General features: G+C 68.2%; 24 protein-coding genes. 9 read left to right on the forward strand and 15 right to left on the reverse strand.

Going from position 1 to position 24,273, the window contains the following annotated elements; genetic code table 11:
- Positions 1–59 precede the first annotated feature (59 nt).
- Genes QPR87_RS16750 through QPR87_RS16765 form a run of 4 tightly spaced genes read right to left on the reverse strand, consistent with a single transcriptional unit; the run spans position 60 to position 3,627 of the window.
- The gene (locus QPR87_RS16750) at positions 60–818 is read right to left on the reverse strand and encodes an iron ABC transporter ATP-binding protein (RefSeq protein WP_285050500.1); all 759 of its coding nucleotides are present in this window, start codon (positions 816–818) and stop codon (positions 60–62) included.
- Entirely contained in the window at positions 815–1,774 is a 960-nt protein-coding gene (locus QPR87_RS16755; protein ID WP_285050501.1) for an iron chelate uptake ABC transporter family permease subunit, read from the reverse strand. The genes QPR87_RS16750 and QPR87_RS16755 overlap by 4 nt, the downstream gene beginning before the upstream one ends.
- A complete protein-coding gene (locus QPR87_RS16760; RefSeq protein ID WP_011746646.1) occupies positions 1,764–2,720 on the reverse strand; it encodes an ABC transporter permease in 957 nt (318 codons plus the stop codon). The genes QPR87_RS16755 and QPR87_RS16760 overlap by 11 nt, the downstream gene beginning before the upstream one ends.
- A 1-nt stretch (position 2,721) precedes the next feature.
- Positions 2,722–3,627: a siderophore ABC transporter substrate-binding protein gene (locus QPR87_RS16765; protein WP_285050502.1), complete on the reverse strand. Its 906-nt coding sequence runs from the start codon at positions 3,625–3,627 to the stop codon at positions 2,722–2,724.
- Positions 3,628–3,842: 215 nt separating this feature from the next.
- Between QPR87_RS16765 and selA the strand changes: the two genes are divergently transcribed.
- Positions 3,843–5,234 (forward strand): L-seryl-tRNA(Sec) selenium transferase, encoded by a 1,392-nt coding sequence (selA, locus tag QPR87_RS16770; RefSeq protein WP_285050503.1) that lies wholly within the window; start codon positions 3,843–3,845, stop codon positions 5,232–5,234.
- Here selA and QPR87_RS16775 read toward each other — a convergent pair.
- Positions 5,231–6,136: a LysR family transcriptional regulator gene (locus QPR87_RS16775; RefSeq protein WP_285050504.1), complete on the reverse strand. Its 906-nt coding sequence runs from the start codon at positions 6,134–6,136 to the stop codon at positions 5,231–5,233. The genes selA and QPR87_RS16775 overlap by 4 nt on opposite strands.
- A gap of 93 nt (positions 6,137–6,229) precedes the next feature.
- Here QPR87_RS16775 and QPR87_RS16780 point away from each other — a divergent pair, with 93 nt between their 5' ends.
- Entirely contained in the window at positions 6,230–6,670 is a 441-nt protein-coding gene (locus QPR87_RS16780) for a PACE efflux transporter (protein ID WP_285050505.1), read from the forward strand.
- On the opposite strand, the gene QPR87_RS16785 is transcribed toward QPR87_RS16780, so the two are convergent.
- On the reverse strand, positions 6,667–7,551 hold the full coding sequence (locus tag QPR87_RS16785; RefSeq protein ID WP_011746651.1) for a LysR substrate-binding domain-containing protein: 885 nt from the start codon (positions 7,549–7,551) through the stop codon (positions 6,667–6,669). The two genes, QPR87_RS16780 and QPR87_RS16785, sit on opposite strands and share 4 nt — an antisense overlap.
- A gap of 104 nt (positions 7,552–7,655) precedes the next feature.
- On the opposite strand from QPR87_RS16785, the gene QPR87_RS16790 reads away from it, so the two are divergent.
- The gene (locus QPR87_RS16790; protein WP_285050506.1) at positions 7,656–7,919 is read left to right on the forward strand and encodes a hypothetical protein; all 264 of its coding nucleotides are present in this window, start codon (positions 7,656–7,658) and stop codon (positions 7,917–7,919) included.
- 98 nt (positions 7,920–8,017) lie between these two features.
- Here the strand turns inward: QPR87_RS16790 and QPR87_RS16795 are convergent, their stop codons facing one another.
- From QPR87_RS16795 to QPR87_RS16815, 5 genes are all read right to left on the reverse strand, one after another.
- Positions 8,018–8,173: a hypothetical protein gene (locus QPR87_RS16795; RefSeq protein WP_164901601.1), complete on the reverse strand. Its 156-nt coding sequence runs from the start codon at positions 8,171–8,173 to the stop codon at positions 8,018–8,020.
- A gap of 154 nt (positions 8,174–8,327) precedes the next feature.
- On the reverse strand, positions 8,328–9,845 hold the full coding sequence (locus QPR87_RS16800; protein WP_011746653.1) for a tripartite tricarboxylate transporter permease: 1,518 nt from the start codon (positions 9,843–9,845) through the stop codon (positions 8,328–8,330).
- Positions 9,846–9,848: 3 nt separating this feature from the next.
- Positions 9,849–10,343 carry a tripartite tricarboxylate transporter TctB family protein gene (locus QPR87_RS16805; RefSeq protein WP_104493388.1) on the reverse strand — a complete coding sequence of 165 codons (495 nt, stop codon included), beginning with the start codon at positions 10,341–10,343 and terminating at the stop codon, positions 9,849–9,851.
- Positions 10,340–11,281, reverse strand: coding sequence for a Bug family tripartite tricarboxylate transporter substrate binding protein (locus QPR87_RS16810; protein WP_285050507.1), 942 nt, complete (start codon positions 11,279–11,281; stop codon positions 10,340–10,342). Before QPR87_RS16810 ends, QPR87_RS16805 begins: the two co-directional genes overlap by 4 nt.
- Positions 11,282–11,453: 172 nt before the next feature.
- On the reverse strand, positions 11,454–12,533 hold the full coding sequence (locus QPR87_RS16815; protein ID WP_285050508.1) for an ABC transporter substrate-binding protein: 1,080 nt from the start codon (positions 12,531–12,533) through the stop codon (positions 11,454–11,456).
- 79 nt (positions 12,534–12,612) lie between these two features.
- On the opposite strand from QPR87_RS16815, the gene QPR87_RS16820 reads away from it, so the two are divergent.
- From QPR87_RS16820 to QPR87_RS16840, 5 genes are all read left to right on the forward strand, one after another.
- Entirely contained in the window at positions 12,613–13,284 is a 672-nt protein-coding gene (locus QPR87_RS16820; protein ID WP_104493385.1) for a response regulator, read from the forward strand.
- Positions 13,281–14,711, forward strand: coding sequence for a sensor histidine kinase (locus QPR87_RS16825; RefSeq protein ID WP_285050509.1), 1,431 nt, complete (start codon positions 13,281–13,283; stop codon positions 14,709–14,711). Before QPR87_RS16820 ends, QPR87_RS16825 begins: the two co-directional genes overlap by 4 nt.
- Positions 14,712–14,844: 133 nt before the next feature.
- Entirely contained in the window at positions 14,845–15,939 is a 1,095-nt protein-coding gene (locus tag QPR87_RS16830) for a DUF475 domain-containing protein (protein WP_011746659.1), read from the forward strand.
- A gap of 90 nt (positions 15,940–16,029) precedes the next feature.
- Positions 16,030–16,971 (forward strand): hypothetical protein, encoded by a 942-nt coding sequence (locus QPR87_RS16835; RefSeq protein WP_285050510.1) that lies wholly within the window; start codon positions 16,030–16,032, stop codon positions 16,969–16,971.
- Positions 16,972–17,114: 143 nt separating this feature from the next.
- Entirely contained in the window at positions 17,115–17,627 is a 513-nt protein-coding gene (locus tag QPR87_RS16840) for an AmiS/UreI family transporter (protein WP_041529719.1), read from the forward strand.
- Here the strand turns inward: QPR87_RS16840 and QPR87_RS16845 are convergent, their stop codons facing one another.
- From QPR87_RS16845 to QPR87_RS16860, 4 genes are all read right to left on the reverse strand, one after another.
- Positions 17,628–19,712: an NAD-dependent epimerase/dehydratase family protein gene (locus QPR87_RS16845; RefSeq protein WP_285050511.1), complete on the reverse strand. Its 2,085-nt coding sequence runs from the start codon at positions 19,710–19,712 to the stop codon at positions 17,628–17,630.
- Positions 19,713–19,721: 9 nt separating this feature from the next.
- Positions 19,722–20,684, reverse strand: a complete 963-nt coding sequence (locus QPR87_RS16850; RefSeq protein WP_285050512.1) for a glycosyltransferase family 2 protein — start codon at positions 20,682–20,684, stop codon at positions 19,722–19,724.
- Between the two features lie 90 nt (positions 20,685–20,774).
- Entirely contained in the window at positions 20,775–21,959 is a 1,185-nt protein-coding gene (locus tag QPR87_RS16855; protein WP_285050513.1) for an HPP family protein, read from the reverse strand.
- 104 nt (positions 21,960–22,063) lie between these two features.
- Positions 22,064–22,720, reverse strand: coding sequence for a GntR family transcriptional regulator (locus QPR87_RS16860; RefSeq protein WP_011746665.1), 657 nt, complete (start codon positions 22,718–22,720; stop codon positions 22,064–22,066).
- A 293-nt stretch (positions 22,721–23,013) separates the two neighbouring features.
- Here QPR87_RS16860 and QPR87_RS16865 point away from each other — a divergent pair, with 293 nt between their 5' ends.
- Positions 23,014–24,249, forward strand: coding sequence for an NRAMP family divalent metal transporter (locus QPR87_RS16865; RefSeq protein WP_011746666.1), 1,236 nt, complete (start codon positions 23,014–23,016; stop codon positions 24,247–24,249).
- The last annotated feature ends 24 nt before the right edge of the window (positions 24,250–24,273 follow it).

A 24,273-nucleotide genomic window follows, 5' to 3' on the forward strand; every position in this document is an offset into this window, starting at 1 on the left:
TTGGCTTTTCCATTGCCGGATAACGATTCCAGCCTAAACATGCAACTGCATGTTTGGGGTCAGCCGTAGAAAAGCGCGATCCGTTGGCCGTCGATCTCGCGCACGGCGATCTGCATCTCGTAAAGCTCGCCCAGAAGGGCGGGGGTGACGATTTCCGCTGGCGTGCCGGCGGCGAAGATGCGGCCCTGCCGCATGGCGACGATGCGGTCGGAATGGCAGGAGGCGAAGTTGATGTCGTGCAGCACCACGATCACCGTCTTGCCCAGGTCGTGCGCGGCGCTGGCCAGCAGCCGCATCATCGCCTGCGCGTGCTTCATGTCCAGGTTGTTCAGCGGCTCGTCCAGCAGCAGGTAATCGGTGTCCTGCGCCAGAACCATGGCGACGAAGGCGCGCTGCCGCTGCCCGCCCGACAGTTGGTCGATGAAGCGGTCGGCCAACGGGGCCAGTTCCAGATAGTCCAGCGCCCGGTCGATGGCGGTGCGGTCCTGGGCCGTCAGCCGGCCGCCGGAATGCGGAAAGCGGCCGAAGCCCACCAGTTCGCGCACCGTCAGCCGGGCGACGAGGTGGTTTTCCTGCCGCAGGATCGCCAGCCGCCGCGCCAGCACCGGCCCGGGCGTGCGGGTCACGTCCAGCCCGTCCACCGTCACGCTGCCGGAATCCGGCGCGATCAGCCGGGCGATCAGCGACAGCAGCGTGGATTTCCCCGCCCCGTTCGGGCCGATCAGCGAGGTGACGCCGCCCCTTGGCAGGCTCAGCGACACATCGTGCAGCACCGGCGCCGCGCCGTAGCTTTTGCAGAGGCTGCGGACCTCGATCATCGGCGGCCCTTTCCGATCAATAGCGCGATGAAGGTGATGCCCCCGGCGAATTCGACGATGATGCCAAGCGCGGTATTGAAGGCAAAGACCCGCTCCAGCACGGTCTGGCCGCCGACCAGCATGGTGACGCCGATCAGCGAGGCGGCGGGCAGCAGGTAGCGATGCGCCGATTGCCCGACCGCCAGATGCGCCAGGCTGGCCGCGATCAGGCCGAAGAACAGCACCGGCCCGACCAGCGCCGCCGAGACCGCGACCAGCGCTGAGACCGCCGCCAGGACCGCCAGCACCTCGGCCCGCCAGCGGATGCCCAGGTTCACCGCCACCGGCCGGCCAAGCGCGATCACGTCCAACCGCGACAGGCGCGGCATCAGCCACAGCGTCACGCCCGCGACCATGGCGCTGGCGATGCCCAGCAGTGTTGCGGGAATGGTGCCGAAACTGGCGAACAGCATGTCCGACAGCACCATGAACTCGTTCGGGTCCAGCATGCGCTGGACGAATTCCGCCAGCATGCGCAGGAAGATGCCGAAGACCACGCCGATCAGCAGCAGGCGGTGCAGGCTGCGTTCCTCGCCGCCGAAAAGCCACAGGTAAAGCGCCATCGAGGCCCCGACCATCAGCAGGACGTTGCCGGCAAAGACCAGCCGCGGGTCCAGCCCCGCCATCATGGTCGAGCCGAACAGAGCCACCAGCACCGTGCTGCACAGCACGAACAGCGAATCGAACCCCATGATCGCCGGGGTCAGGATGCGGTTCGCGGACACGGTCTGGAACAGCACCGTCGAGCAGGCGACGGCGTGGCCGACCAGCAGCAGGCCCAAAAGCTTCTTGCCGCGAAACGGCAGCACGAAGCCCCAGTTGCCGCGCGCGCCCAGCGTCATGAAGGCGAGGATCGCGCCCAGGGCCAGCAGGGCCAGGACCAGCAGGGCCAGTCTTGCGCGACGCTCATGCGGCACGGTCGCGGCTCCGCAGGATCAGGACCAGGAACACGGCGCTGCCCAACACGCCCAGCACCGTGCCCAAGGGCACCTCGTAGGGCGCGCGGATCACCCGGCCCAGGATGTCGCAGGCCAGGACCAGCGCCGCGCCCGAGACCGCGACCCAGGGCACCGCCCGGCGCATGTTGTCGCCCAGGGCAAGGCTGACGATGTTCGGCACGATCAGGCCGAGGAACGGGATCATTCCCACCGTCACCACCACGACCGCCGTCACCAGCGAGACGATGGTCAGCCCCAGCGCCACCACCCGTCCATGCGCCAGGCCAAGCGAGCTGGCGATGTCCCGGCCCAGCCCCGCGACGGTGAAGCGGTCGGCGGCCAGCCAGGCGACGGCGGCCAGGGTCGCGCCCAGCCACAAGAGCTCATAGCGGCCGCGCAGCACGCCCGACAGGTCGCCCTGCGTCCAGGCCAACACGGTCTGGATCAGGTCGAAGCGATAGGCGACGAAGGCGGTGCCGGCATAGATCACCCCGCTCAGCAGGATGCCGACCAGCGGCACCAGCATCGGATCGCGCAGCGGCACCCGGCGCAGGATGGCCAGGAACAGCGCCGTGCCCGCCATGGCAAAGCCCGCGCCGGCGGCCATCTTGGCGATGACCGGCGCGCCCGGCGCGACCAGCGTCATCACCAGCAGGCCCAGCCCCGCGGATTCCATCGTCCCGGTATTGGCCGGCTCGACGAAGCGGTTGCGGATCACGATCTGCGTCAGCAGCCCGGCGATCGCCATCGAGGCGCCCGACAACAGCAGGGCCAGCATGCGCGGCAGCCGGCTTTCGACCAGCACCAGCCAGTCGAGTTCCTGCCCGGCCAGGATGCCCCGCAGGCTGACATTCGATACGCCGACGAACAGGCTTGCCAGGGCAAGCCCTGCCGTCACCAGCACCGCTGCCGCCAGCCGGGTCATGTCAGGACGTCGCGGCCAGCGCCTTGGTCAACTGGTCCAGCAGCCGGTTCAGCGCGGTATAGCCGCCAAAGGCGATATAGGCGGCATGGGGGTCCAGATGGACGACATGCCCGTTCCGCACTGCCTGGGTCCGCGCCATCAGCGGATTGTCCAGTGCGGCGCGGGCACCCGCACCCGCCTCGCCCACGCCGGCATCGCGGTCGATGACGAAGATCCAGTCGGGGTCGCGCTCCAGGATGTATTCGAACGAGATCACGTCGCCGCCGTGGAAACGGTCGTCGATATCCGGCGCGACGGTGGCGAAGCCCAGTTGGGTATGGACCCAGCCCACCCGTGATTTCGGCCCATAGGCGCCCAGCTTGCCGCCGTTGGTGACCAGGATCAGCGCGGTCCCGGCACCGGGGGCGAGATCTTTCAGATGCGCGATCTTGGCGTCCAGCGCCGCGACCATCTCGGTCGCCTTTGCGGGCTTGCCGAAGATCCGGCCGACCGTCTCGACATTTTCCCTGACCGACGCGAACAGGTCGTCGCCAAGGCTCAGGTCGACCGTCGGCAGGATCCGGGACATCTCTGCATAGGCCGGCGCGGTGCGGGTGCCGACGATCATCAGATCGGCGCCCGAGGCGGCGATGGATTCGTAGTCCGGCTCGAAGATCGTGCCCATCTTCGGCCGGTCGGCGGCGTATTCCTGCAGGTAATCCGGCAGGTTGCTGCCCAGCACCCCGGCCGGCTCGGCCCCCATGGCATGGGCGATGTCCAGCGCGTTGATGTCCAGGACCAGCACCTTGGAGGGCGGTGCCGGCAACACCGTCTCGCCTTGGGAATGGGCGATGGTCATCGGTTCGGCCAGCGCCGGGCCCGCCAGCGTCAGCGCCGTTGCTGCCCAAGCGATCAATTTGACAAACATGCCTGCCTCCTGCGGATCGTCGGGCGCAGGTAAAGGCCCGGCGGGGATGGGGTCAAGTTTGACCATGGGTTTTTATCGGGATTGTCGGCCGGCCACGGGCATCCGGGTCACCGGATTGACAGGGCGGGGCGCAAAACCCAAGCTGGCCCGCAGGGGCGAAAAACGCGTTTCCGGCAGATGGCCCCCCGAGCAACCGCCGCCATTCCGAAGGATCCATGGACCCCCGCAGCGCCCTTCCCTCGATCGACAGGCTTTTGCGCCAGGCCGAGGCGCGGGAACTGATCGCGCATCACGGGCGCGACAATGTGGTCGGGATGCTGCGCAGGCTGTTGCAGGACCGGCGCATGGCGGCAGGCCGGGGCGACAAGGCGGCGGGCGAGGGCGTGCTGGACGAATGCGCCGAGCGGCTGGCCGCGCAGGCCCGGCCCTCGCTGCGGCCGGTGCTGAACCTGACCGGCACGGTCAACCACACCAATCTGGGTCGCGCGCTCTTGTCGCGGCGGGCCGCCGAGGCGGCCTTCCGGGCCATGATCAGCGCCACGAACCTGGAATACGATCTTGAGCGTGGCACGCGCGGCGACCGCGACAGCCATGTCGAGGCGCTGATCTGCCGGCTGACCGGCGCCGAGGCGGCAACGGTGGTGAACAACAATGCCGCCGCGGTGATGCTGATGCTGAACACGCTGGCCTTGGGGCGCGAGGTCGTCGTCTCGCGCGGGGAACTGGTCGAGATCGGCGGCGCCTTCCGCGTGCCCGACGTGATGGCCCGGGCCGGCTGCCGCCTGCACGAGGTCGGCACCACCAACCGCACGCATCTGCGCGACTTTGCCAATGCGGTGAACGAGGACACCGCCGCTTTCATGAAGGTCCATGCCAGCAATTACGCCATCGAGGGCTTTACCGCCGAGGTGCCGCAGGCCGATCTGGCGGCGCTGGCCCGGCGCCACGGCATTCCCTTGCTGATCGACCTGGGCAGCGGTTCGCTGCTTGACCTCGACGCCTTCGGCCTGCCGCCCGAGCCGACGGCGCGGCAGGCGATCCGCGACGGTGCCGATGCGGTGACCTTCAGCGGCGACAAGCTGCTGGGCGGGCCGCAATGCGGCATCATCGCCGGCTCGCGCGCGCTGGTGGACCGGATGCGGGCCAATCCGCTGAAACGGGCGCTGCGGGTGGACAAGATCATCCTGGCCGCGCTGGCCGAGACGCTGCAAAGCCATGGCGATCCCGAACGCGCGCGCGCCGAGATCCCGACCCTGCGCCTGCTGACCCGGCCGCAGGACGAGATCCGCGCGCTGGCCGAGCGGCTTTGCCCGCCGGTCCACGCCGCGCTGTCGGGGCTGGCCGAGGTCCGGGTCGTCGACTGCCTCAGCCAGATCGGCAGCGGCGCGCAGCCGGTCGACCTGCTGCCAAGCGCGGGCTTGGGTTTTGCCGAAACCGGCGCCGTCCCGGTCTCGCGCATCGCGCAGGCGTTCCGCGACCTGCCGCTGCCGGTGATCGGCCGGGTGCACAAGGGGCAGTTCCTGCTGGACCTGCGCTGCCTTGAGGACGAGGCGCCTTTCCTGGCCCAGCTCGACCGGCTGGCGCTTGCCGGCGCGTCGCGGTCCTAGCCGGGGCTTCCGCCCGGAAGGCCGCTGATCCGCATGGCGGCAAAGCGTTGGCGCAGCCAGCGCGCGGCCGGGCCGCTGGGCCGCTGCTTGTGCCAGACCAGTTCCAGCGCCACCGGCCAGTCGGCGCCGTCGAATTGCAGCGGCGGCGTGACCAGATCGTCCCGAACCGGAGAATCCTCGATGATATGGTCGGGCACCAATGCCCAGCCGATGCCCTGCCGCACCATTTGCAGGATCACCCAGTGGCTTTCGACCCACCATACCTCGGCCGCTGTGCGCAGCCGCTGCTTTTCCGGCCCCTCGCTGCGCACCGCGACCATCAGCTGGCGGTGGCGCTTGAGTTCCTCCCAATCGACAACCGTATTGGCCAGCGGGTGGTCCTTGCCGCAGACCAGCTTCAGCGGCACCCAGCCCAGCGTGTGAAAGGCGATCTCGGTCGGCAGGATTTCCTGCCGCCACATCACGCCGATATCGGCCTTGCCGTCCAGCACCAGCCGGCTGACATCCTCCATCATCGGAAACAGCAGCTCCAGCTCGACATGCGGGAAGTTCGCGGCGAAATCGGCGAAAAGCGTGCCCAGGGGCTGTTCGGGGTAAAGCTCGTCGATGGCGACGACCAGCCGATGCTCGACATGAGCCTCGAAGCTGGCGGCGACGCCGATCAGGTGCTCGCGGCGATCCAGCACCACCTTGGCCTCGGCCAGCAGCCGCTCGCCCGCCGGGGTCAGCACGGGATTGCGCCCCTCGCGGCTGAACAGGAGCACGCCCAGGTCGTCTTCCAGATTCGAGACCTGGGTGCTGATCGCGGACTGCGCCTTGCGCAACGCCCGACCGGCGGCCGAGAACGAGCCATGTTCTGCGGCGGCGACGAAAGCTTCCAACTGGTCCAGCGATACGGTCATCGATCCATCTTTTTTTCAGATGGAAGCTAACTTTGCCTTGCAGAGAATCAAGATAGAAACGGCGCAACACGAAACAACGGAAAGATTCGGAATATGACGATGCGCAGTTTCCCCGACCGGGTGCGGCATGCGCTGATGTTCGAGATCATCGGCCTTGCGATCATCACCCCGGCAGCCGCCTGGCTTTACGACAAGCCGATGCTCGACATGGGCGTGGTGGGGGTCGGGGCGGCGACGCTGGCCACGGTCTGGACCTTTGTCTTCAACCTGGGCTTCGACCACGCCATGCGGCGCTGGGTCGGGCATGTCCACAAGGCGGTGCATCACCGGCTGCTGCATACCGTGCTGTTCGAATTCGGCCTGCTGGTCATGCTCTTGCCGCCGATGGCCTGGTATCTGGGCATGACGCTGTGGCAGACGCTGCTGCTGGACCTGTTCATCGTGGCCTTCTACCTGGTCTACAACTTCGCCTTCAACGTGATCTATGACCGGGTGTTCCCGCTGCCCGGAATGCCGCGCGGGCAGCCGGCCTAGCCCGGATCGCGGGCGATCTCGTCCAGCAGGAAGGCGCGGAACTTGCGGATCGCGGGACGGTTGCGGCGGCCCTTGGGATAGACCAGCCAGAAGCTGCGGCCGTTCTGCGCCACCAGCGGAAAGGGCTGGATCAGGCTGCCCGTCGCCAGCTCGAAGCGAAAGAAGCGCGGCGTCAGCAGCGCCACGCCGTAACCTTCCAGCGCCGCCCGCGCTTCGTGCAGGTCGGTCGAGAGCGTCAGGCCCGGCCGGGGCGGGGATTCCCAGAAATCCACCCCCGCCTCGCGCATCCAGACCGCCCAGTTCGGGTCCACCCGATCCAGCAGCGGCAGGTTCAGCAGGTCGGCCGGCTCGCGCAACTCGTGCTTTTTCGCCAGCTCGGGCGACAGCATGGGCGTGTATTCGATGGGCATCAGGCAATGTTCCTCGACCCCCGGCCAGCCGCCCTCGCCGGCGCGGATCGCGACGGTGATGTCCTCGCGCCCGAAATCGACCAGGTTGTCGCTGGTCTCCAGCCGGACGGCCAGGTTGGGATGGTTCATCTGGAACTTGCCCAGCCGCGGCGACAGCCATGCCCCGGCAAAGGTCGGCACGGTCGAGATCGACAGCGTCGAGACCGAATCCGCCGACGGGTCGGCATAAGCCTCGCGCAGCATGTCGAAGGCGTCGATGGTCGGTCGGGCGAACAGCGCCCCCGTCTCGGTCAGCACGATCCCGCGCGGCTTGCGCAGGAACAGCGGCGTGGCCAGCCGTTCCTCCAGCAGGCGGATCTGATAGCTGACGGCGGCCTGGGTCATGCCCAGTTCCTCGGCAGCGCGGGTAAAGCTCAGATGCCGCGCCACCGCCTCGAAGGCGCGCAGGGCGGCAAGCGGAGGAATGGACATAAGCTTGCCTTATGGGTGCTTGCCGAGGCTTTGTTGGTCAATGCCGCGGAAACCTAGCATGATCGGGTCATGGATCAACCATGATCACCGAAAGGAGGGCAAAAATGTCCGATAATTCCGTATGCGAGCGCCAGCGTCCCTTCCTGCCGGGCCTGGCCCGGATGCTTTTCGGTGTGCTGCGTCGCGATAAGCCCAGCCTATCGCCTTGCGCCGACCGGATGGCCGCGCTGGACCACCCCGCGACGCGCAAGGCGCTGGCCGATCTGCCGTCGCATCTGCTGCGCGACATCGGCGTTGCCGACATGCGCAGCGAAGCCGGGACCGCCCCCTCGCAGGAAGGCGACGCGCTGCGCCGTCACCTGTGGTAAACCGCCCTGCCGCGCGTCCCTAAGCGACGGGCGCGAGGCAAGCGGATGGACTGGGGTGGGTTGGTTCCAGTGCGGTCAGCACCGGAACGACGGGCGGATCAGAGGTGGATCGCGTTGAACTTCGTCGCGTCGATACCCAGGCGGCGCAGGTCGGCGGCGGCGGGGTGGCGATGCGCTTCCGTCGCCGAGGCGACGGCAATGGCGGCCCGCAAGGTCGAAAGGGCCGATGCGATGGAATGGAAGGCGCGGTGCATTTTTCTGCCTGTCTGTACGATTCATCGAGGTTTTCGATGACAGACAGATGGGGGCTGCCGGGCCTTGCCGCAACGCGGCAAAAGGGCAAGGCGGCCATGCCGCCAGCACATGACAAGCCCCGGCCGTTCCAGGCCGGGGCTTGTATTTTCTTGATCAGTCCTCGTCGCCGGCAAGCTGGCTCAGAACCTCGCCCTTGCCGCGGGCGCGCAGGATCAGCGGCACGATCAGCGCCAGCGCGGCGATCCCCAGGAGCGTGGCGGCAATGGGCGATTGCACCAGCGTCGTCCAGTCGCCCTGGCTGATCGCCAGCGCCCGCCGCAACTGCTGCTCGGCCATCGGGCCAAGGATCAGGCCGACGACGATAGGCGCGATGGGATAGCCGAAAAGCCGCATCACATAGCCCAGCACGCCGAAGGCCAGCAGCATTCCCAGCTCGAAGGCCGAGGGATTGGCGCCGATGGTGCCCAGCGTCGCGAACAGCAGGATGCCGGCATAGAGCCAAGGTTTCGGCACCGTCAGCAGCTTTACCCACAGCCCGATCATCGGCAGGTTCAGCACCAGCAGCATCGCGTTCGCGATCAGCAGCGAGGCGATCAGCCCCCAGACCAGCGTCGGGTTGGTGGCGAAAAGCAGCGGGCCCGGTTGTAGCCCGAACTGCTGGAAACCGGCCAGCATGATCGCCGCCGTGGCCGAGGTCGGCAGACCCAGCGTCAGCAGGGGCACCAGCGTGCCGGCGGCACTGGCATTGTTCGCGGCCTCGGGACCGGCGACGCCCTCGATGGCACCGTTGCCGAATTCCTCGGGGTGCTTGGTCAGCTTCTTTTCGGTCGCATAGGACAGGAAGGTGCCGATCTCGGCCCCGCCTGCCGGCATGGCGCCGATGGGAAAGCCGATGAACGTGCCGCGCAGCCAGGGCTTCCACGACCGCGCCCAGTCGCGGCGATTCATCCAGATCGAGCCCTTGACGGCCGTCACCTCGTCGTCGACCTGCACGCGCTGGCCGGCGATGAACAGCGCCTCGCCCACGGCGAACATGGCGACGGCCATGGTGGTGACCTCGATCCCGTCCAGCAGCTCGGGCACCCCGAAGGACAACCGCGCCTGCCCGGTGAGCTGGTCGATGCCGACGCAGGCCAGCGCCAGGCCCAGGAACAGCGAGGTCAGCCCGCGCAGGGCCGAATCGCCGAACGCGGCCGAGACGGTGACGAAGGCCAGCACCATCAGCGCGAAATATTCGCGCGGGCCGAAGACCAGCGCCAGCTTGACGATGCTGGGCGCGAGGAAGGCCAGAAGCAGCGTCGCGATCAGGCCGGCGATGAACGAGCCGATGGCGGCCGTGGCCAGCGCGGGGCCGCCGCGGCCCTTGCGGGCCATCTTGTTGCCCTCCAGCGCGGTGATGATCGAGGCGCTTTCGCCCGGCGTGTTCAGCAGGATCGAGGTGGTCGAGCCGCCATACATGCCGCCGTAATAGATGCCGGCGAACATGATGAGCGAGCCGGCCGGGTCCAGCCGGTAGGTGACGGGCAGCAAAAGCGCCACGGTCAGCGCCGGGCCGATGCCGGGCAGGACGCCGACGGCGGTGCCCAGCGTCACGCCGATCAGTGCGTAAAGCAGCATCATCGGGTCGGCGGCGGTGCCAAGCCCCTGCATCAGGAATTCGAATGCGCTCATGGCTCAGCCCCGCGGAAAGATCAGATGCTCAAGCGGCCCGGCGGGCAGGTGCAGCATCAGAAGTTGCGAGAAGATCGCCCAGACCACGAAGGAAACGACGATGCCGATGGGGATGGTCGTCGCCAGGTTGCGCTTGCCGAAGGCCCGCGCGGTAAAGGCGAAGAGGATGCCGGTCGCGATGGAAAAGCCCGCGACATGCAGCAGCATCAGTTGCGCCGCCAGACCCGCCACGATCCACAGGACCGGCGGGGCGTTCTGCGGCGCCCGCTGGGGGAAATCGCCGCGCAGCGCCTCGATGGCGGTCCAGACCGCAAGGCCCATCAGCGCGAAGCCGACGACGCGCGGCACGCTGGCGGGGCCGACGCCGGAATAGCCGCCCAGATCGGCAAGGCGTGCGCTGTCCCACAGCATCACGCCGCCGATCACCACCAGCCCGGCGGCGATGATCAGCGCCGCCGTATCCCGGCGGCGCGGCGGTTCATAGCGGCTGACGCTCATTTCACCAGACCGATGTCCTTGAGGATCGCCTCGGTCGAGGTCACGTCCTGTTCAAGCTGGGCCTCGAATTCGGGACCGGCGAGGTAGGTGTCCATCCAGCCCTTGTCCGAGAGCTGCTTTTGCCAGTTCTCCGACTTGGCCATCTTTTCGATATCGGCGATGACCTTGGCCTTCTGCTCGTCCGACAGGCCCGGTGCCGCGGCGACCATGCGCCAGTTCTCCAGCACCACGTCCAGCCCGGCCTCTTGCAGGGTCGGCGCATCGACGCCCTCCAGCCGCTCGGGCGCGGTCACGGCCAGGAGGCGCAAGGTGCCGGCCTGGATCTGGGCCTCGAACTCGCCCAGCGAGGAAATGCCGGCCGTCACCTGGTTGCCCAGGATCGCCGCCAGCGCCTCGCCGCCGCCGGAATAGGCGATGTAGTTGATCTTGGTCGGATCGACGCCCGCCGCCTTGGCGATCAGGCCCACGGCGATATGGTCGGTGCCGCCGGCCGAGCCGCCGGCCCAGCTGACCGCGCCCGGATCGGCCTTCAGCGCCTCGATCAGCCCGGCGACGTCCTGGATGGGCGAGGCGGCGGGGACCACGATCGCCTCGTATTCGCCGGTCAGCCGCGCGATGGGCGTCACGTCCTTGAGCGAGACGGGCGAGTTGTTGGTCAGGATGGCGCCGACCATGACATAGCCGCCGACGATCAGCGCGTCGGGATTGCCCTTGTTCTGGCTGGCGAACTGCGCCAGCCCGATGGTGCCGCCGGCGCCGGGCACGTTCTGGACCTGCACCGATTTCGAGATGCCTTCCTCTTGCATCACGGTCTGCATGGTGCGCGCGGTCTGGTCCCAGCCGCCGCCGGGATTGGCCGGGGCGATGATGGTGTAATCGGCCATGGCCGGCAGGGCCGTGGCGGCCGCGAACAGGCTGGCGAGAACGAATTGCTTCATGGTCTTCCTCCGCATCGGCCGGACGCATGTGCGCCGGTCCCGTTATCCGTATTTTCTGGCTCTGGCCCGCATCTCTCCCGGAATGCGGGCGTCCTCCGTAAGCCCGCGCGCAGGCGGGCCCCGTGCCTTTCCAGCACAGAAAGCTGTCATGGACCTGACATCGCGGCGAAAATTATTCTCCGGTCAGGGCCTTGTTCCAGCGCGCCAGCAGCTTGGCCCGCGTCGCCTGGTCCAGATAGGCCAGAAGGCCGGGGCTGACCGGCACCGGCTTCAGCCGCAGCCCGGCCAGGTCCTGCATGCCGCCCGCCGGGCCGGGCTGGCCCGCGACCTCAAGGCTGACGGCCGACAGCCGCAGCGTGCGGGACAGAAGGCCCTGCCCCTCGGGCGACATCAGGAAGGCCAGGAAATCCGCGCCCAGCCCCGGCTGGCGCGCCGCCGCCGGCACCAGCGCCACGCGCGAGACGACCACGGTGAAATCGCGCGGCAGGATCACGCCCACATCGGGATGCCGCCGCGCCCAGTCGGAGGCATAGGAGCCGAGCAGGTTGTAGCCCAGCCTGAGCCGCCCGTCGGCAATCCGCTCCAGCAACTGGGCCGAGGTCGGGAATTGCTGCACGCCCGCCCGGCCCATCGCCTGCACCACCGACCAGATGCCGGGATAAAGCTCCTGGTCGCGGGCCAGGAACAGATAGCCCACGCCCGAGCGCGACACGTCATAGGTGCCGATCCTGCCCTGCGCCTCGTCCGGGTGCTCGGCCATCCACTGCATCAGGTCGGCACGGGTGGCGGGCGGTTCCCGCCCGGCGAAGCTGGGCTTGTGATAGGCAAAGACCGCAGGCTCGAAGGTCAGCGCATAGGCGGTGTCGCGCCAGTTCGCCCAGCCCGGCCAGCCGCGCGTGTGCGGCGTCTCGACCGGCCGGGCAAAGCCGTCATTCGCCAGCTTGACCTGCAGGTCCATGGCCGAGGAAAAGGCGAAATCCGCCGTGCCTCCGCCCGCCTGCGTCTCGGCCACGATGCGGTCGTGCAACTCGGTCGTCAGCAGGTTCTCGTAGCGCACGGTGACGCCGGGATGAAGGTTCTGGAAGGCGGCGACCAGCGGCGCGGCCAGATCGTCGTCGAGCGAGGAATAGACCGACAGTTCCCGCCCGTCGCCTGCCGGGGCGGGAAACAGCGTCACCTGCGCCGATGCCGGGCCCGGCCACAGCGCAAGTGCTGTGGCGATGGCTGGCATAAGGCGGGCGATCAGGCGCATGATGGGCGACTTTGCCAAAGCGGCAACCCGTTCACAAGCCCGCGCCGCGCCGCTAGGCTGCGGGCGGGAGAGGGAAAACATGCGTATTCTGCTTGTCGAGGACAATTTGTCGCTGGCCGAAGGCCTGACCGCACTGTTGCGGCAATCGGGCTATGCGGTGGACGTGGTCCATGACGGCGCCTCGGCCGAGGCCCTGGCGGCGGCGGAAAGCTTCGATCTGGTGATCCTCGACCTGAACCTGCCGCAGATGGACGGGCTCGAGGTGCTGCGCGCCATGCGCGCGCGGCGCAACCCGGCGGCGGTGATGATCCTGACCGCGCGCGGCGCGCCCGAGGAGCGGGTGCGCGGCCTTGACCTGGGCGCCGACGACTATCTCATCAAGCCCTTCGACATCGGCGAGTTCGAGGCCCGCATCCGCTCGCTTTTGCGCCGGCAGGCGGGTTTGCGCAATTCCACCGTCAGCTTCGGCGACCTGGTGTTGGACCAGACCGCGCGCAGCTTTCTGCTGGCGGGCCAGCCGCTGGACCTGCCGGCGCGGGAACGCGGGCTTCTGGAGCTGCTGATCATGCGCGCCGGCAAGGTGGTGGCGCGCGAATCGATCGTGCAGTCCCTGACCTCGCTCGAGGACGACCTGTCCGCCAATGCCATCGAGCAATATGTGAGCCGGCTGCGCAAGCGGCTGGCTCCGGCTAGGCTGACCGTCAGGACGGCGCGTGGCATCGGCTATTTCCTCGACCGGGCGGAGCCGTGATCCGGCGGCCGTTTTCCCTGCGCCGTCGCCTGCTGGCCTGGCTGCTGCTGGCGACGCTGGTGCTGGGAACCGCCGCGCTGATCGACACCTGGCGCGAGGCGGTGCGCATGGCCAATGCGCTGGCCGACCGGGTGCTGGCCGGCTCGGCGCTGGTGATCGCCGAGCGCGCCTCGCTGGACGAGGACGGGCGCATCGCCATCGAGATCCCCTATGGCGCGCTGGAGATGCTGAGCTCCGCCGCGCAGGACCGGGTCTTTTATCGCGTGGACGGCCCGCCGGGCCATATCGTCACCGGCTATGGCGACCTGCCGATGGCCCCGGCGCGGCCGGGCGGCGGGCCCGCCTATGCCGACGACGTGTTCCGGGGCGAGCCGGTGCGGGTCGCCAGCCTGGCCCGCGCCGCCTCGACCGGCATCGACGAGGTGCCCTTTGTCGTGACCGTGGCCGAGACCACCAATGCCCGGCGCGAACTGACGCGGGCGATCCTGATGCGCTCGGCCCTGCGGCTGGTGCTGATGATCGCGGGGGCGGCGCTGATCGTCTGGATCGCGGTCACGCTGTCCCTGCGCCCGCTTTACCGGCTGGGCGAGGAAATCGCCGCCCGCAATCCCGACGACCTGAGCCCGATCGAAACGCCGGTCCCGTCCGAGGTGCGCGGGCTGGTCGGCACGGTGAACGGCTTCATGCGGCGGCTGGGCGCGGCGCTGGACGGGATGCGCAACTTCACCGGCAACGCCGGGCACCAGCTGCGCACGCCGCTGGCCGTGGTGCGCACCCAGCTGGCGCTGGCGGCGCGGGCCGCCAGCCTGCCCGAGGCGCAGGCCGCGGCGGCCAAGGGCGATGCCGCCGTGGCCCATGCCGAGCGCATCCTTGCGCAACTGCTGCTGCTGGCCCGGGTCGATACCGCCGAGGGCGCTGCGCTTGCCGCGCCGCTGGACCTGGCGGCGCTGGCCCGCGACCTGACCGCCGAGCACATCCCCGCCGCCGCCGAGGCCGGCATCGACCTGGGCTTCGAGGGCGGGGGGCCGGTGACGGTCCGCGCCGAGCCGCTGCTTCTGGGCGAGGCGGTGAGCAACCTGATCTCGAACGCGCTGCTGCATGCCGGCCGCGCGGCCGTGGTGACGGTGCGGGTCGGTCGCGAGGGTGGCGATGCGGTGCTGGAGGTCGAGGATAACGGCCCCGGCATCCCGCCCGCCGCGCGTGCCGCCGCCGTCAGCCGATTCGCCCGCGGCCAGACCTCGGGACCGGGGATGGGGCTGGGCCTGCCGGTGGCACTGGAAATCGCCAGCCTGTTCGGTGGCCGGCTGGTGTTGGACGAGAGGGCCGGCGGGCGCGGGCTGTTGGCGCGGATCACCCTGCCGGCGCTGGTAACGACCCGCTCAGCGCAAGAAAATGCCGGCATCGACACGGAACCCTTGCAATCGTGACATGGATTCGCCATCTTTTGCGCGTTCGCGTCTTTGTGAACGCAGTTTGATGGCCGGGCCCCTCTGGCGAACGTGGCGGCACGTTCGTGATGTCGGCATCGATCTTTGACCAGCCGCCTGGACTTGTTCTTACATGCAGCAAGGAAACAACCCGTCCGCGGGGGGCTCGACGAATGGAACCCATCGTCCGACCCTGCACTACTTCAAATGGTCCTTCATCGTCACCGCGCTCGGCCTGGCCCTTGGCGCGGTGCTGGGATGGCAGACGACCGGGACCGTCGGCGGCACGCTGACGATCTTTTTCATCTGTGCCGTGCTGGCGGTGCTGGAAATCTCGCTTTCCTTCGACAACGCCATCGTCAACGCGAACAAGCTGAAAGAGATGACCCCGAAGTGGCAGCGCCGCTTCCTGACCTGGGGCATCCTGATCGCCGTCTTCGGGATGCGGATCGTCTTTCCGCTGCTGATCGTGGTCATCGCAGCCAATATCGGCCCGTGGCAGGCGATGGTCCTGGCCGCAAGCCAGCCCGACGAGTATTCGCGCATCATGCATGACGCGCATCTGCCCATCGCGGCCTTCGGCGGCACCTTCCTGATGATGGTCGGCCTCAGCTTCTTCTTCGACCATGAAAAGGACGTGCATTGGGTGCGCTGGCTGGAACATCGCATGCAGCGCTATGCCACCGTCCGCGGCATCGAGGTGGCGGTGGTGCTGGTCACGGTGCTGATCTTCTCGCGCTTCCTCGAAGGGGCCGATTCGCAGGTCTTCTTCCATTCCGCGATCTGGGGCCTTTTGACCTTCCTGCTGGTCGAGGTGCTGGGCGGCTTGCTCGACAGCTCGCAAGAGGCGATGCAGGCCGGCGCCAAGGGCGGCATCGGCGCCTTCCTCTATCTTGAGGTGCTGGATGCGTCCTTCAGCTTCGACGGCGTGATCGGCGCCTTCGCGCTGACGCATAACCTGTTCGTCATCGCCATCGGCCTGGGCATCGGCGCCATGTATGTGCGCTCGATGACCATCATGCTGGTCGAGCGCGGCACACTGGCGGAATACCGTTTCCTGGAACACGGCGCCTTCTATGCCATCATCGCGCTGTCGGTGATCATGTTCGTGCAACCGCTGGTGCATATCCCCGAGGTCATCACCGGCCTGGGCGGCGCAACCCTGATCGGCATCTCGTTCTGGTCCTCGATCCGCTGGAACCGCAAGAACCACGCGGTCGAGGCGTAAGCCCGGCCAAGCGACGCGGAACGGCCGCTGCCTTTCGGGGCGGCGGCCTTTTTGCTATCCCTGTCCCTGTGGTTTGAACGAGGGATGGACATGCGTTACCTGCTTGCCCTGCTGGTCGTCGTCGCCGTGGCGGCGCTGTTCTACTGGCGCCATGCGCAAAAGGCCGGGGCCGCGCATGACGACGGCGCCGATGTGCAGGCGCTTTACCAGGCGGGCCGGCCGCTGCCGCAGGGGCCGCTGCGGGTCTATCACCTGGGCCACAGCCTGGTCGGGCGCGACATGCCGGCCATGCTGGCGCAACTGGCCGGGCAGGGGCATGACTACGCCCTGCAACTGGGCTGGGGCACCGCGCTGCGCGAGCATCACCAGGGCCGCGAGGCGGTCAACGGCTTCGACCAGGAAAACGCCACACCCCATCACCGCGAGGCCCATGAGGCGCTGGCAAGCGGCGCTTACGACGCCTTTGTCATGACCGAGATGGTGCGGCTGAAGGATGCGATCCAATACAAGGAAAGCCGCACCTATGCAGGAAAATGGGCGGCCGAGGCGGCGGCCGGCAATCCGGCCGGGCAGATATTCCTTTACGAAAGCTGGCACGCGCTGGACGACCAGCCGGACTGGCTGTCGCGCCTTCCCGACGACCTGGAGACGATGTGGAAGCCCGGCCTGCTCTGGCCCGCCGCCCGCGCCGCTGGCCGGCCGGTCTGGCTGATCCCCATGGGGCAGGTCATGGCCCGGCTGGTGGCCGAGGCCGAGGCCAAGGGCGGCATCGCCGAGCTGACATCGCGCGAGGGCCTGTTCGCCCGCAGCCCGGACGGCACGCTCGACACCATCCACCCGAACGATCTGGGCGTCTATCTGGTGGCGCTGACGCATTACGCGGTGCTTTACGGCCAAAGCCCGGTCGGGCTGCCGCATGAACTGATGCGCGCCGATGGCAGTCCCGCCGACGCACCCTCGCCCGAGTTGGCGCGGCGCATGCAGGAGGTGGTGTGGGAGGTTGTCAGCGCCAACCCGCTGACCGGATTGTAACTGCGCAGAATCCGAATTCTGATTTTACGGATCATTGAAAATATTCCCATTGATCCGGCGATGATTCTGCCCTCTTGGCAGGCATGACTGATCGCATTCCAGGCAATTGCCCAAAGCGCGGTCAGGCTTGCGCAGGAGGTCCAATGCTTACCGGGTTCGTGCTGTTCTATGTCGGTGCCGTGCTGTTTCTCAACGGCCTGTGGCTGATGGGCCGGATCGCCGATCGCGAGATCGTCGTCATCAACATCGTCACCGCGCTGGTTTCGGGTGCGGCGGTGCTGCATGACGCCTTTGGCACGGGGGCGAGTGCGGCGAGCATCCGCAACGGTGCGCTGAGCCTGTTGTTCTGCACCACCTATCTGTGGGTTGCCTATAACCGGCTCAGCGGCGCGGATGGGCGCGGCCTTGGCTGGTTCAGCCTGTTCGTGGCGGTGACGACCGTGCCGGTCTTTCTGCGCGCGCTGGCGGCGGCGGGTTCGGCGACCGAGCTTTGGCTGGCGGCGAACTGGGCCGTCTGGGGCGTCCTGTGGTTCATGTATTTCCTGCTGCTGGCGCTTGGCCGCCCGATCCAGCGGCAGACCGCCTGGGTCACGCTGCTGGCCGGGATATTCACCGGCTGGCTGCCGGGCTTCCTGCTGCTGGACGGGCTTATCTGATCACCAGAACAGATGCGCCTCGTCGATGGCGCGGCGCCAGAAGGCGTCGCGGTCGGCCTCGGGCGCCCAACCCAGCAGGCGCTTGGGTTTGCCGTTGTCGAAGGGCGACAGATGCCCGCGCGACTTCCAGTCCGCCAACGAGGCGGGCGCGGCACCCTTGCGGCGCAGCGCGTGGCGCTTCAGCCCCTGCTTGACCGCATCGACCGCCCAGAGCGCCGTCAGGTTCGAGCCGCTGACCTTCAGCCGCGCCCCGGTGCGGCGATGGATGGCGTCGAAATAGTCGCGCCCCGAGAACATCGGCTCGCCGATCAGGTTGAAGCTCTCGCCGATGGCTTCGTCCCGTTCCATCATGGCGATCAGCCCGTCCGAGACGTCGTCGGCCAGCACGAAGGGCAGGATGTTGCGGCCGTTGCCCCACAGCCTGACCGCCCCGGCGCCGTGCCAGCGGCCGATGCCCCAATGCTGCAAGGGGCCGCCGTCGCCCAGCACGATGCCGGGCCGCGCGATCGCCAGCCGCAGGCCCTGCGCCTGCATGGCGATCAGCCGGCGCTCACCCTCGGCCTTGGACCGTGCATAGATGTTGCGGCTGTCCATGGCGCCGAAATCGGTCGCCTCGGTGATGGTGCGGGCGGGGTCCGACATGTCGTAGGAGGCGATGGTGCCGGTATGGACCAGCCGCCCGACGCCGGCGCGGATCGCGGCGCGGCCGATGCGCTCGGTCGTGGCCACGTCGTTGTCCAACGCCGCCTGCCAGCTCTTGTCGGTCGATTTCGCCAGGTTGAAGACGCAATCCATGCCCTGCATCGCCGCGGCCAGCCCCTCCTCGTCATGCAGCGAGATCCCCAGCGTCTCGACATGATCGGCGATGTCGGGGAAGGGGCCGTTCCGGCCGCGCGACAGCACGCGCACGTCATTGCCGCGCTCGACCAGCCGCCGGGTCAGGTTGCGGCCGATGAAGCCGGTGCCGCCGATCACCATCACGCGCGGCTGCGGCGTGCCGATGGGCCGGGCCGGGACCGGGGGCAGGGCGGGCAGGCAGGCCAGTGCGTCCCCGATGCCCTGCATCACCGCCCGGGCCGAAGAGGGCGCAAAGCGCGGATCGGGCCGGCCGGCGCGGATGCCGTCGTAGAACGCCGCGATGGTGGCGCGGAAGCTTAGCCCATAGGGGCTTTTCTGGTTCAGCGAGGCGGCCTGGCGCAAGGCGTTGCGCACCCCTTCGCGCAGATGCGCGCCAGAGCGGGACAGTTCCTTGACCAGCGGGTTCAGCACTAGGTCGGCGGTATTGTCGCGCGTCAGAACCAGCGCATCCGCCGCATAGTCCAGCCGCGCCATGCCGGACGAGCCGCGCAAGCTGAGCGAGCGGTCGTCAAAGGTCTCGACCAGCGACAGGGCGATGGTCACGTCCACCTTGCCGGCGCGGGCCAGGATGCGCCAGCTTTGCGGCCGCTGCTCGCCGCCGGGCAGGGTGATCCATTGGCCCAGGCTGACATGCTCGACCTCCAGCGGGCCGAACAGGTCCACGGCGAACGAGAAGGGGTGCGGGCCAAGCTCCAAGAGCAGGTTCTGCGTCTCGCGCAGCATCCACAGCCCATAGGGCCCCGAGCGCAGCGGCACCAGCGGCAGCGACCAGTTGATCTGCGCGCTGGAGACCAGGCCCAGCTCGCCCGCCTGAACCGCCCGTTTCAGCCGTTCGTAACCCGGCAGGCCCAGGAAATTGTGGCAGGCGCCCAACTGGCGGCCGGCGGCCGTGGCGGCCGCTTCCATCTCGTCGATCTCGGCGACCGAGAGCGCCACGGGCTTCTCGACCAGCACATGCAGGCCGGCGTTCAGGCATTGCACCGCCAGGTCGCGATGCAGGTTCGGCGGCGTCAGGATATGCACCACGTCGCAGACCCCGGCCGCGATCATCTGGTCCAGGTCGGCAAAGGCCGCGACGCCATGGCTGGCGGCCAGCGCCTCGGCCGCGTCGCGGGCGGGATCGCAGACCGCGACCAGCCGTGCGCCCGGCGCGGCCTTGATCGCATCGGCATGCCACGAGGCGATGTAGCCGGCCCCCAGAATGGCGATGCGCAGGTCCGAGGTCATGGCAAGCTCCTATTTGTATTCGATAATATGCATGGCGTCGCCCCTATGGCGGCGACGGAAATATGTCAGCATTCCCAAAAGGTTGGGGATCTTGGCCAGCGTCAGCAGCGCGGCCTGCCGCGCCGCCATCGGCTGGCCCCGAAGCCCCTTGAGGGTTTTCCAGAAAGACAGCGCGTAAAGCCCCAGCACCGCCAGCGACAGCCAGAGGCTGGTGAAAAGCCCCAGCAGAAAGACCAGCGGCAGCACCAGCCCATAGGCCCAGACCCGCAGCTTTTCGCGCCTGAAATGCGGCGGGTGCATGCGGCCCACCTGCGCAAAGCCGTGGCCGTTGCGGATGGTGCGCTGCCACCATTGGCCAAAGCGGGTCATGTCCGCGTCGTGCCAGGTCATCTGCACCGGCAGGCGCAGCAGCTTCCAGCCCGCCTTGCCCAGGCGCAGGCAGAATTCGTCGTCCTCGGCCGCGATCACCGTCGGGTCGAAGCCGCCGATCCGGCGAAACGCCGCTGCGCGCACCATCATGTCGCCGCCGCAGGCCACGATAGGGCCGGCGGGACGATGCCAGTCCACCTGGCACATCTGGTTATAGACGGTGGCCGTGGGGTGGATCTCGGACCGCCAGCCGGTGACGAGGCCCAGTTCGGGATCGGCCTGCATGGCGGCGGTGCCGGCCTCCAGCCAGCCCGGCTCGACCCGGCAGTCGCCATCGACGAATTGCACCAGATCCAGATCGCCGCCGGCCAGCAGCGCCTCTGCCCCGGCATTGCGGGCACGGGCGGCGGTGAAGGGAACCGATGTGTCCAGCTCGACCACGTCGACGCCGAGGCTGCGGGCAAAGGCTACGCTGTCGTCGCGCGAGCCGCTGTCCACATAGACCACCCGCTCGCAAAGCGGCACCAGCGAGCGCAGGCAGGCCTTCAGCCTCTCGCCCTCGTTGCGGCCGATGGCCACTGCGCCCAGCGTGGGACGGGTCATGATTCCCCCGAGGATTGTTCCGATCAGGGGAAACCTATCCCCGCGACCCCGCATTCTGCAATGCGGCGGCGCCTGTCGTTATGGGCATGTTCAATGCGCCGGCAGGTCCTGCCGGAGGCTTTGCCGGGCCAGGGCCGAGATCAGGTCGGTTTGCGTGACGATGCCGACGATGTGCTGCCCGTCCAGCACCGGCACCGCATCGCATTCGCCCGAGGCCAGCATCGGCAGCAGCGCCCCGATGGGGGTGTCCGGCGCGACATGCGGCGGGTCGGTCTGCATGATCTCGCGTGCGCGGGTCGGCATGCCGCGGCTTGGGGTCAGCAGGTCCGACATTGCGGCGGAAAAGCGGCGGTCGTGGCGAAAGGCGTCGTCGCGGGCGCGGCGGATCAGGTGAAGCTGGAAGATGACGCCGCAGAACCGGCCCTCGCCATCGACCACCGGCAGCGAGGTGAAGCCGTGCTTGCGGAAGATGTCGGCGACGCGCACCAGCCTCGTATGCGGCGCCACGGTGACAAGGTCGCGCGACATGACATCCGCCGCGGTCAGCGGCCCGGTGCGATGGGTGGCGGCCTGCAATTCGGCGGCGCCGATCAGGCGGGCCAGATCCTCGACGCCCAGGTTCAGCGACTGGCGATAGCGTTGCAGGATCTCGGTCAGCTCCTCCCTGGACAGGCCCAGCCGCTCCATCGCCGGGTGGTCGGCGGTGCCGTGCGGGCCCGGCTCGTCGAACTGGCGAAAGGGATAGCGCCGCCCGGTCAGCCGGGCATAGATCATGGCCAGGCCCACCAGTGCCAGCGTGCCGGTCAGCACCGGCGCCAGAACGAAGTGAAAGCCCAGTTCGCGGATCGCCTCGGGGTTCAGCGCGGCGGTCATGGCGACCGCGCCTGCCGGCGGATGCACGGCGCGCAGCAGGATCATTGCGGTGATGGTGACGCCCACCGCCAGCGCGACGCACAGTGTCGAGCTTGGCGTCAGCATGCAGGCCAGCACGCCGACGGCGGCGGCGACGCAATTGCCGACCACCGCAGACCAGGGCTGGGCCAGCGGGCTGTTCGGCACCGCGAAGACCAGCACCGAGGTCGCCCCGAAGGGCGCGATCATGTAAAGCCCCAACCGCAGGTCGGTCGTGGGCGACAGCAGGAACAGGCCCGACACGCCCAGCCCTGCCAGCGCGCCGATCCCTGCCCGCAGCGCCTCGCGCGGCGAGCCGGGCGCGATCGCCGGGCCAAGCGCCTGCGCGATCTGGTGCAGCACGGCCCCGGCCGGTCTGGTCATCTGGCTTGTCCTTCGCGCCTGCCCGGAAAATGGGCTCCGATGCGCCTAATTGTCGCAGGAGCGGGCAGGTTGCAAGTCCCCGGAAAGGTTTATGCGCGGCGCGGTCAGCCCAGCCGGGCAAAGGCTTCCAGCACGGCGCGCTCGGACTGGTTCAGGTAGTCCTCCAGCATGCGAGAGGCGCCGGCCGGGTCGCCGGCCTCCAGCCTGCCCAGAATTTCGGCATTGCGCGGGATATAGGGCCGGTGCAGCAGTTCGGGACTGTCGAGCAGGCCGAAGGCCAGCCGCAACTCTGCGATGATCTGGGTAAAGAACTGGATCAGCCGCGGGCTGTCGGTCAGCGCCACGATGGCGGCGTGAAATTCCATGTTGGCGCTGCCGACACCGCGCCAGTCGGGGATGCGCTGCAATTCCGTGGCCCGCGCGACGGCGGAGCGCATGCGGGCGACAGCGGCATGGCCGGGCCATGCCTGGGCCAGCGCCGGCACCTCGATCAACCGGCGCACCCGGTAGATGTCCAGGATCGAGGCCATCGAGGGCACGGCGACGAAGACGCCCCGGTTCGGCTCGTGCCGCAGGATGCCCTCGCGCGTGAGCAGGCGGAATACCTCGCGCAGCGTGTTGCGCGAGATGTCGAGCTCGGCCGCGACCCGCGCCTCGGACAGCCGCTGGCCGGGCACCAGCGCGCCGCCGGTGACCTGGTCGCGCAGCCGGGCGGCGATCTCTTCGGCAAGGCTGGGGGCGGGTTCGCGTGCTTCCGCCATTGCGGTTCCTTCGTCATGAGTCCGGCGATCTTGGCCGAGAGGTCGGGGGCAAGGCAAGGCGGCCCATGCCGATTCGTCCGCTTTTCCTGCACGTTGGATGGACCATGATCGGTGCAGCGATGGGCAGGGTGCTGCCGAACTGCCCATGATCCAGGCAGATTACCCCTGCTTCATGAACATGTTGTTCAACAATTTTGTTGTGAGTGTCAAATTATCGTTGACGGATTGTCTTGTTGAATTCACATTCGAGCTATTCCCAAGACGCACTCCACCCTTGCAGCAGGAGCAGACCGATGGCCGAATCCGTCACCTCCCCCTCTGCCGCCTCGGCTGCCGCGCGCGGCGGTTTCATGGCGGCGATCTTCCTGATGGCGACCTCGGCCATCGGGCCGGGCTTCATCACCCAGACCGCGACCTTCACGGCAAAGCTGGGCGCTGCCTTCGCCTTTGCCATCCTCGCCTCGATCGTGATCGACTTCGTGGTGCAGCTGAATATCTGGCGCATTACCGCGCTGACCAAGCGCAACGCCTCGGACACCGCCAACGCCGCCATTCCCGGCGCGGGCTATCTGCTGGCGATTCTGGTGCTGGTCGGCGGGCTGGCCTTCAACATCGGCAACATCGCCGGCGCGGGGCTGGGCCTCAACGCCATGTTCGGGCTGGAGCCCAAGATCGGCGGCGCGCTGTCGGCGGCGCTGGCCATCGGCATCTTCCTGTCGCGTCGGGCCGGGCTTCTGCTCGACCGTTCGCTGATCGGGCTGGGCCTGCTGATGATCGCCATGACGGTCATCGTCGCCCTGGTCTCTAACCCGCCGGTCGGCGACGCGGTGCGGCAGATGGTGCTGCCCGAGATCGTCGATTTCGCCACCATCACCACCATCGTCGGCGGCACCGTGGGCGGCTACATCACCTATTCCGGCGCGCATCGCCTGCTGGACAAGGGGCTGGTCGGAGAGCAGAACCTGGCCGCCGTCACCCGCGCCTCCCTGACCGGGATCGCGGTCACGGGGGTCATGCGCTTCATCCTGTTCCTGGCCATCCTGGGCGTCGTCGCGTCGGGCGTGACGCTGGACCTGTCCGGGCAGGCTGCGAACCCCGCCGCGCAGGCCTTTGCGGTCGTGCTGGGCGAATGGGGCATGCGCATCTTTGGCCTGATCTTCTGGGCCGCCGCCATCACCTCGGTCATCGGCGCGGCCTATACCTCGGTCAGCTTCCTCGTCGCCTTCCGCACCATGGGCGACCGCGACCGCAACATCGCGACGGTGATCTTCATCGCTATCTCGCTGGCGGTCTATCTGTCGCTGGGCACGGCGCCGGCCGCCATCCTGGTCTTTGTCGGCGGCTTCAACGGGCTGATCCTGCCCATCGGCCTGACCATCTTTACCTATGTCGGCTTCGCACGGGCCGACCTGATGGGCGGGCATGTCTACAACCGCCCGCTGCTGATCGCCAGCGCCGTGGTCTGCGCGCTGACATGGTATATGGGCTTCAATTCCATCGGCCCGATCTTTGCCTTCCTGAGCGCCTGAGCCATGATCGCGGCGGGCCTCCTG

It is taken from the genome of Paracoccus sp. SSJ (genome assembly GCF_030234105.1).
Classification (GTDB): domain Bacteria; phylum Pseudomonadota; class Alphaproteobacteria; order Rhodobacterales; family Rhodobacteraceae; genus Paracoccus; species Paracoccus denitrificans.

Bases quoted from the DNA above. Each gene is read 5' to 3' on its own strand.
- QPR87_RS16750 (WP_285050500.1), bottom strand. From the start codon at position 818: ATGATCGAGGTCCGCAGCCTCTGCAAAAGCTACGGCGCGGCGCCGGTG.
- QPR87_RS16760 (WP_011746646.1), bottom strand. From the start codon at position 2,720: ATGACCCGGCTGGCGGCAGCGGTGCTGGTGACGGCAGGGCTTGCCCTG.
- QPR87_RS16765 (WP_285050502.1), bottom strand. From the start codon at position 3,627: ATGTTTGTCAAATTGATCGCTTGGGCAGCAACGGCGCTGACGCTGGCG.
- selA (WP_285050503.1), top strand. From the start codon at position 3,843: ATGGACCCCCGCAGCGCCCTTCCCTCGATCGACAGGCTTTTGCGCCAG.
- QPR87_RS16775 (WP_285050504.1), bottom strand. From the start codon at position 6,136: ATGACCGTATCGCTGGACCAGTTGGAAGCTTTCGTCGCCGCCGCAGAA.
- QPR87_RS16780 (WP_285050505.1), top strand. From the start codon at position 6,230: ATGACGATGCGCAGTTTCCCCGACCGGGTGCGGCATGCGCTGATGTTC.
- QPR87_RS16785 (WP_011746651.1), bottom strand. From the start codon at position 7,551: ATGTCCATTCCTCCGCTTGCCGCCCTGCGCGCCTTCGAGGCGGTGGCG.
- QPR87_RS16790 (WP_285050506.1), top strand. From the start codon at position 7,656: ATGTCCGATAATTCCGTATGCGAGCGCCAGCGTCCCTTCCTGCCGGGC.
- QPR87_RS16795 (WP_164901601.1), bottom strand. From the start codon at position 8,173: ATGCACCGCGCCTTCCATTCCATCGCATCGGCCCTTTCGACCTTGCGG.
- QPR87_RS16800 (WP_011746653.1), bottom strand. From the start codon at position 9,845: ATGAGCGCATTCGAATTCCTGATGCAGGGGCTTGGCACCGCCGCCGAC.
- QPR87_RS16805 (WP_104493388.1), bottom strand. From the start codon at position 10,343: ATGAGCGTCAGCCGCTATGAACCGCCGCGCCGCCGGGATACGGCGGCG.
- QPR87_RS16810 (WP_285050507.1), bottom strand. From the start codon at position 11,281: ATGAAGCAATTCGTTCTCGCCAGCCTGTTCGCGGCCGCCACGGCCCTG.
- QPR87_RS16815 (WP_285050508.1), bottom strand. From the start codon at position 12,533: ATGCGCCTGATCGCCCGCCTTATGCCAGCCATCGCCACAGCACTTGCG.
- QPR87_RS16820 (WP_104493385.1), top strand. From the start codon at position 12,613: ATGCGTATTCTGCTTGTCGAGGACAATTTGTCGCTGGCCGAAGGCCTG.
- QPR87_RS16830 (WP_011746659.1), top strand. From the start codon at position 14,845: ATGCAGCAAGGAAACAACCCGTCCGCGGGGGGCTCGACGAATGGAACC.
- QPR87_RS16835 (WP_285050510.1), top strand. From the start codon at position 16,030: ATGCGTTACCTGCTTGCCCTGCTGGTCGTCGTCGCCGTGGCGGCGCTG.
- QPR87_RS16840 (WP_041529719.1), top strand. From the start codon at position 17,115: ATGCTTACCGGGTTCGTGCTGTTCTATGTCGGTGCCGTGCTGTTTCTC.
- QPR87_RS16845 (WP_285050511.1), bottom strand. From the start codon at position 19,712: ATGACCTCGGACCTGCGCATCGCCATTCTGGGGGCCGGCTACATCGCC.
- QPR87_RS16850 (WP_285050512.1), bottom strand. From the start codon at position 20,684: ATGACCCGTCCCACGCTGGGCGCAGTGGCCATCGGCCGCAACGAGGGC.
- QPR87_RS16855 (WP_285050513.1), bottom strand. From the start codon at position 21,959: ATGACCAGACCGGCCGGGGCCGTGCTGCACCAGATCGCGCAGGCGCTT.
- QPR87_RS16860 (WP_011746665.1), bottom strand. From the start codon at position 22,720: ATGGCGGAAGCACGCGAACCCGCCCCCAGCCTTGCCGAAGAGATCGCC.
- QPR87_RS16865 (WP_011746666.1), top strand. From the start codon at position 23,014: ATGGCCGAATCCGTCACCTCCCCCTCTGCCGCCTCGGCTGCCGCGCGC.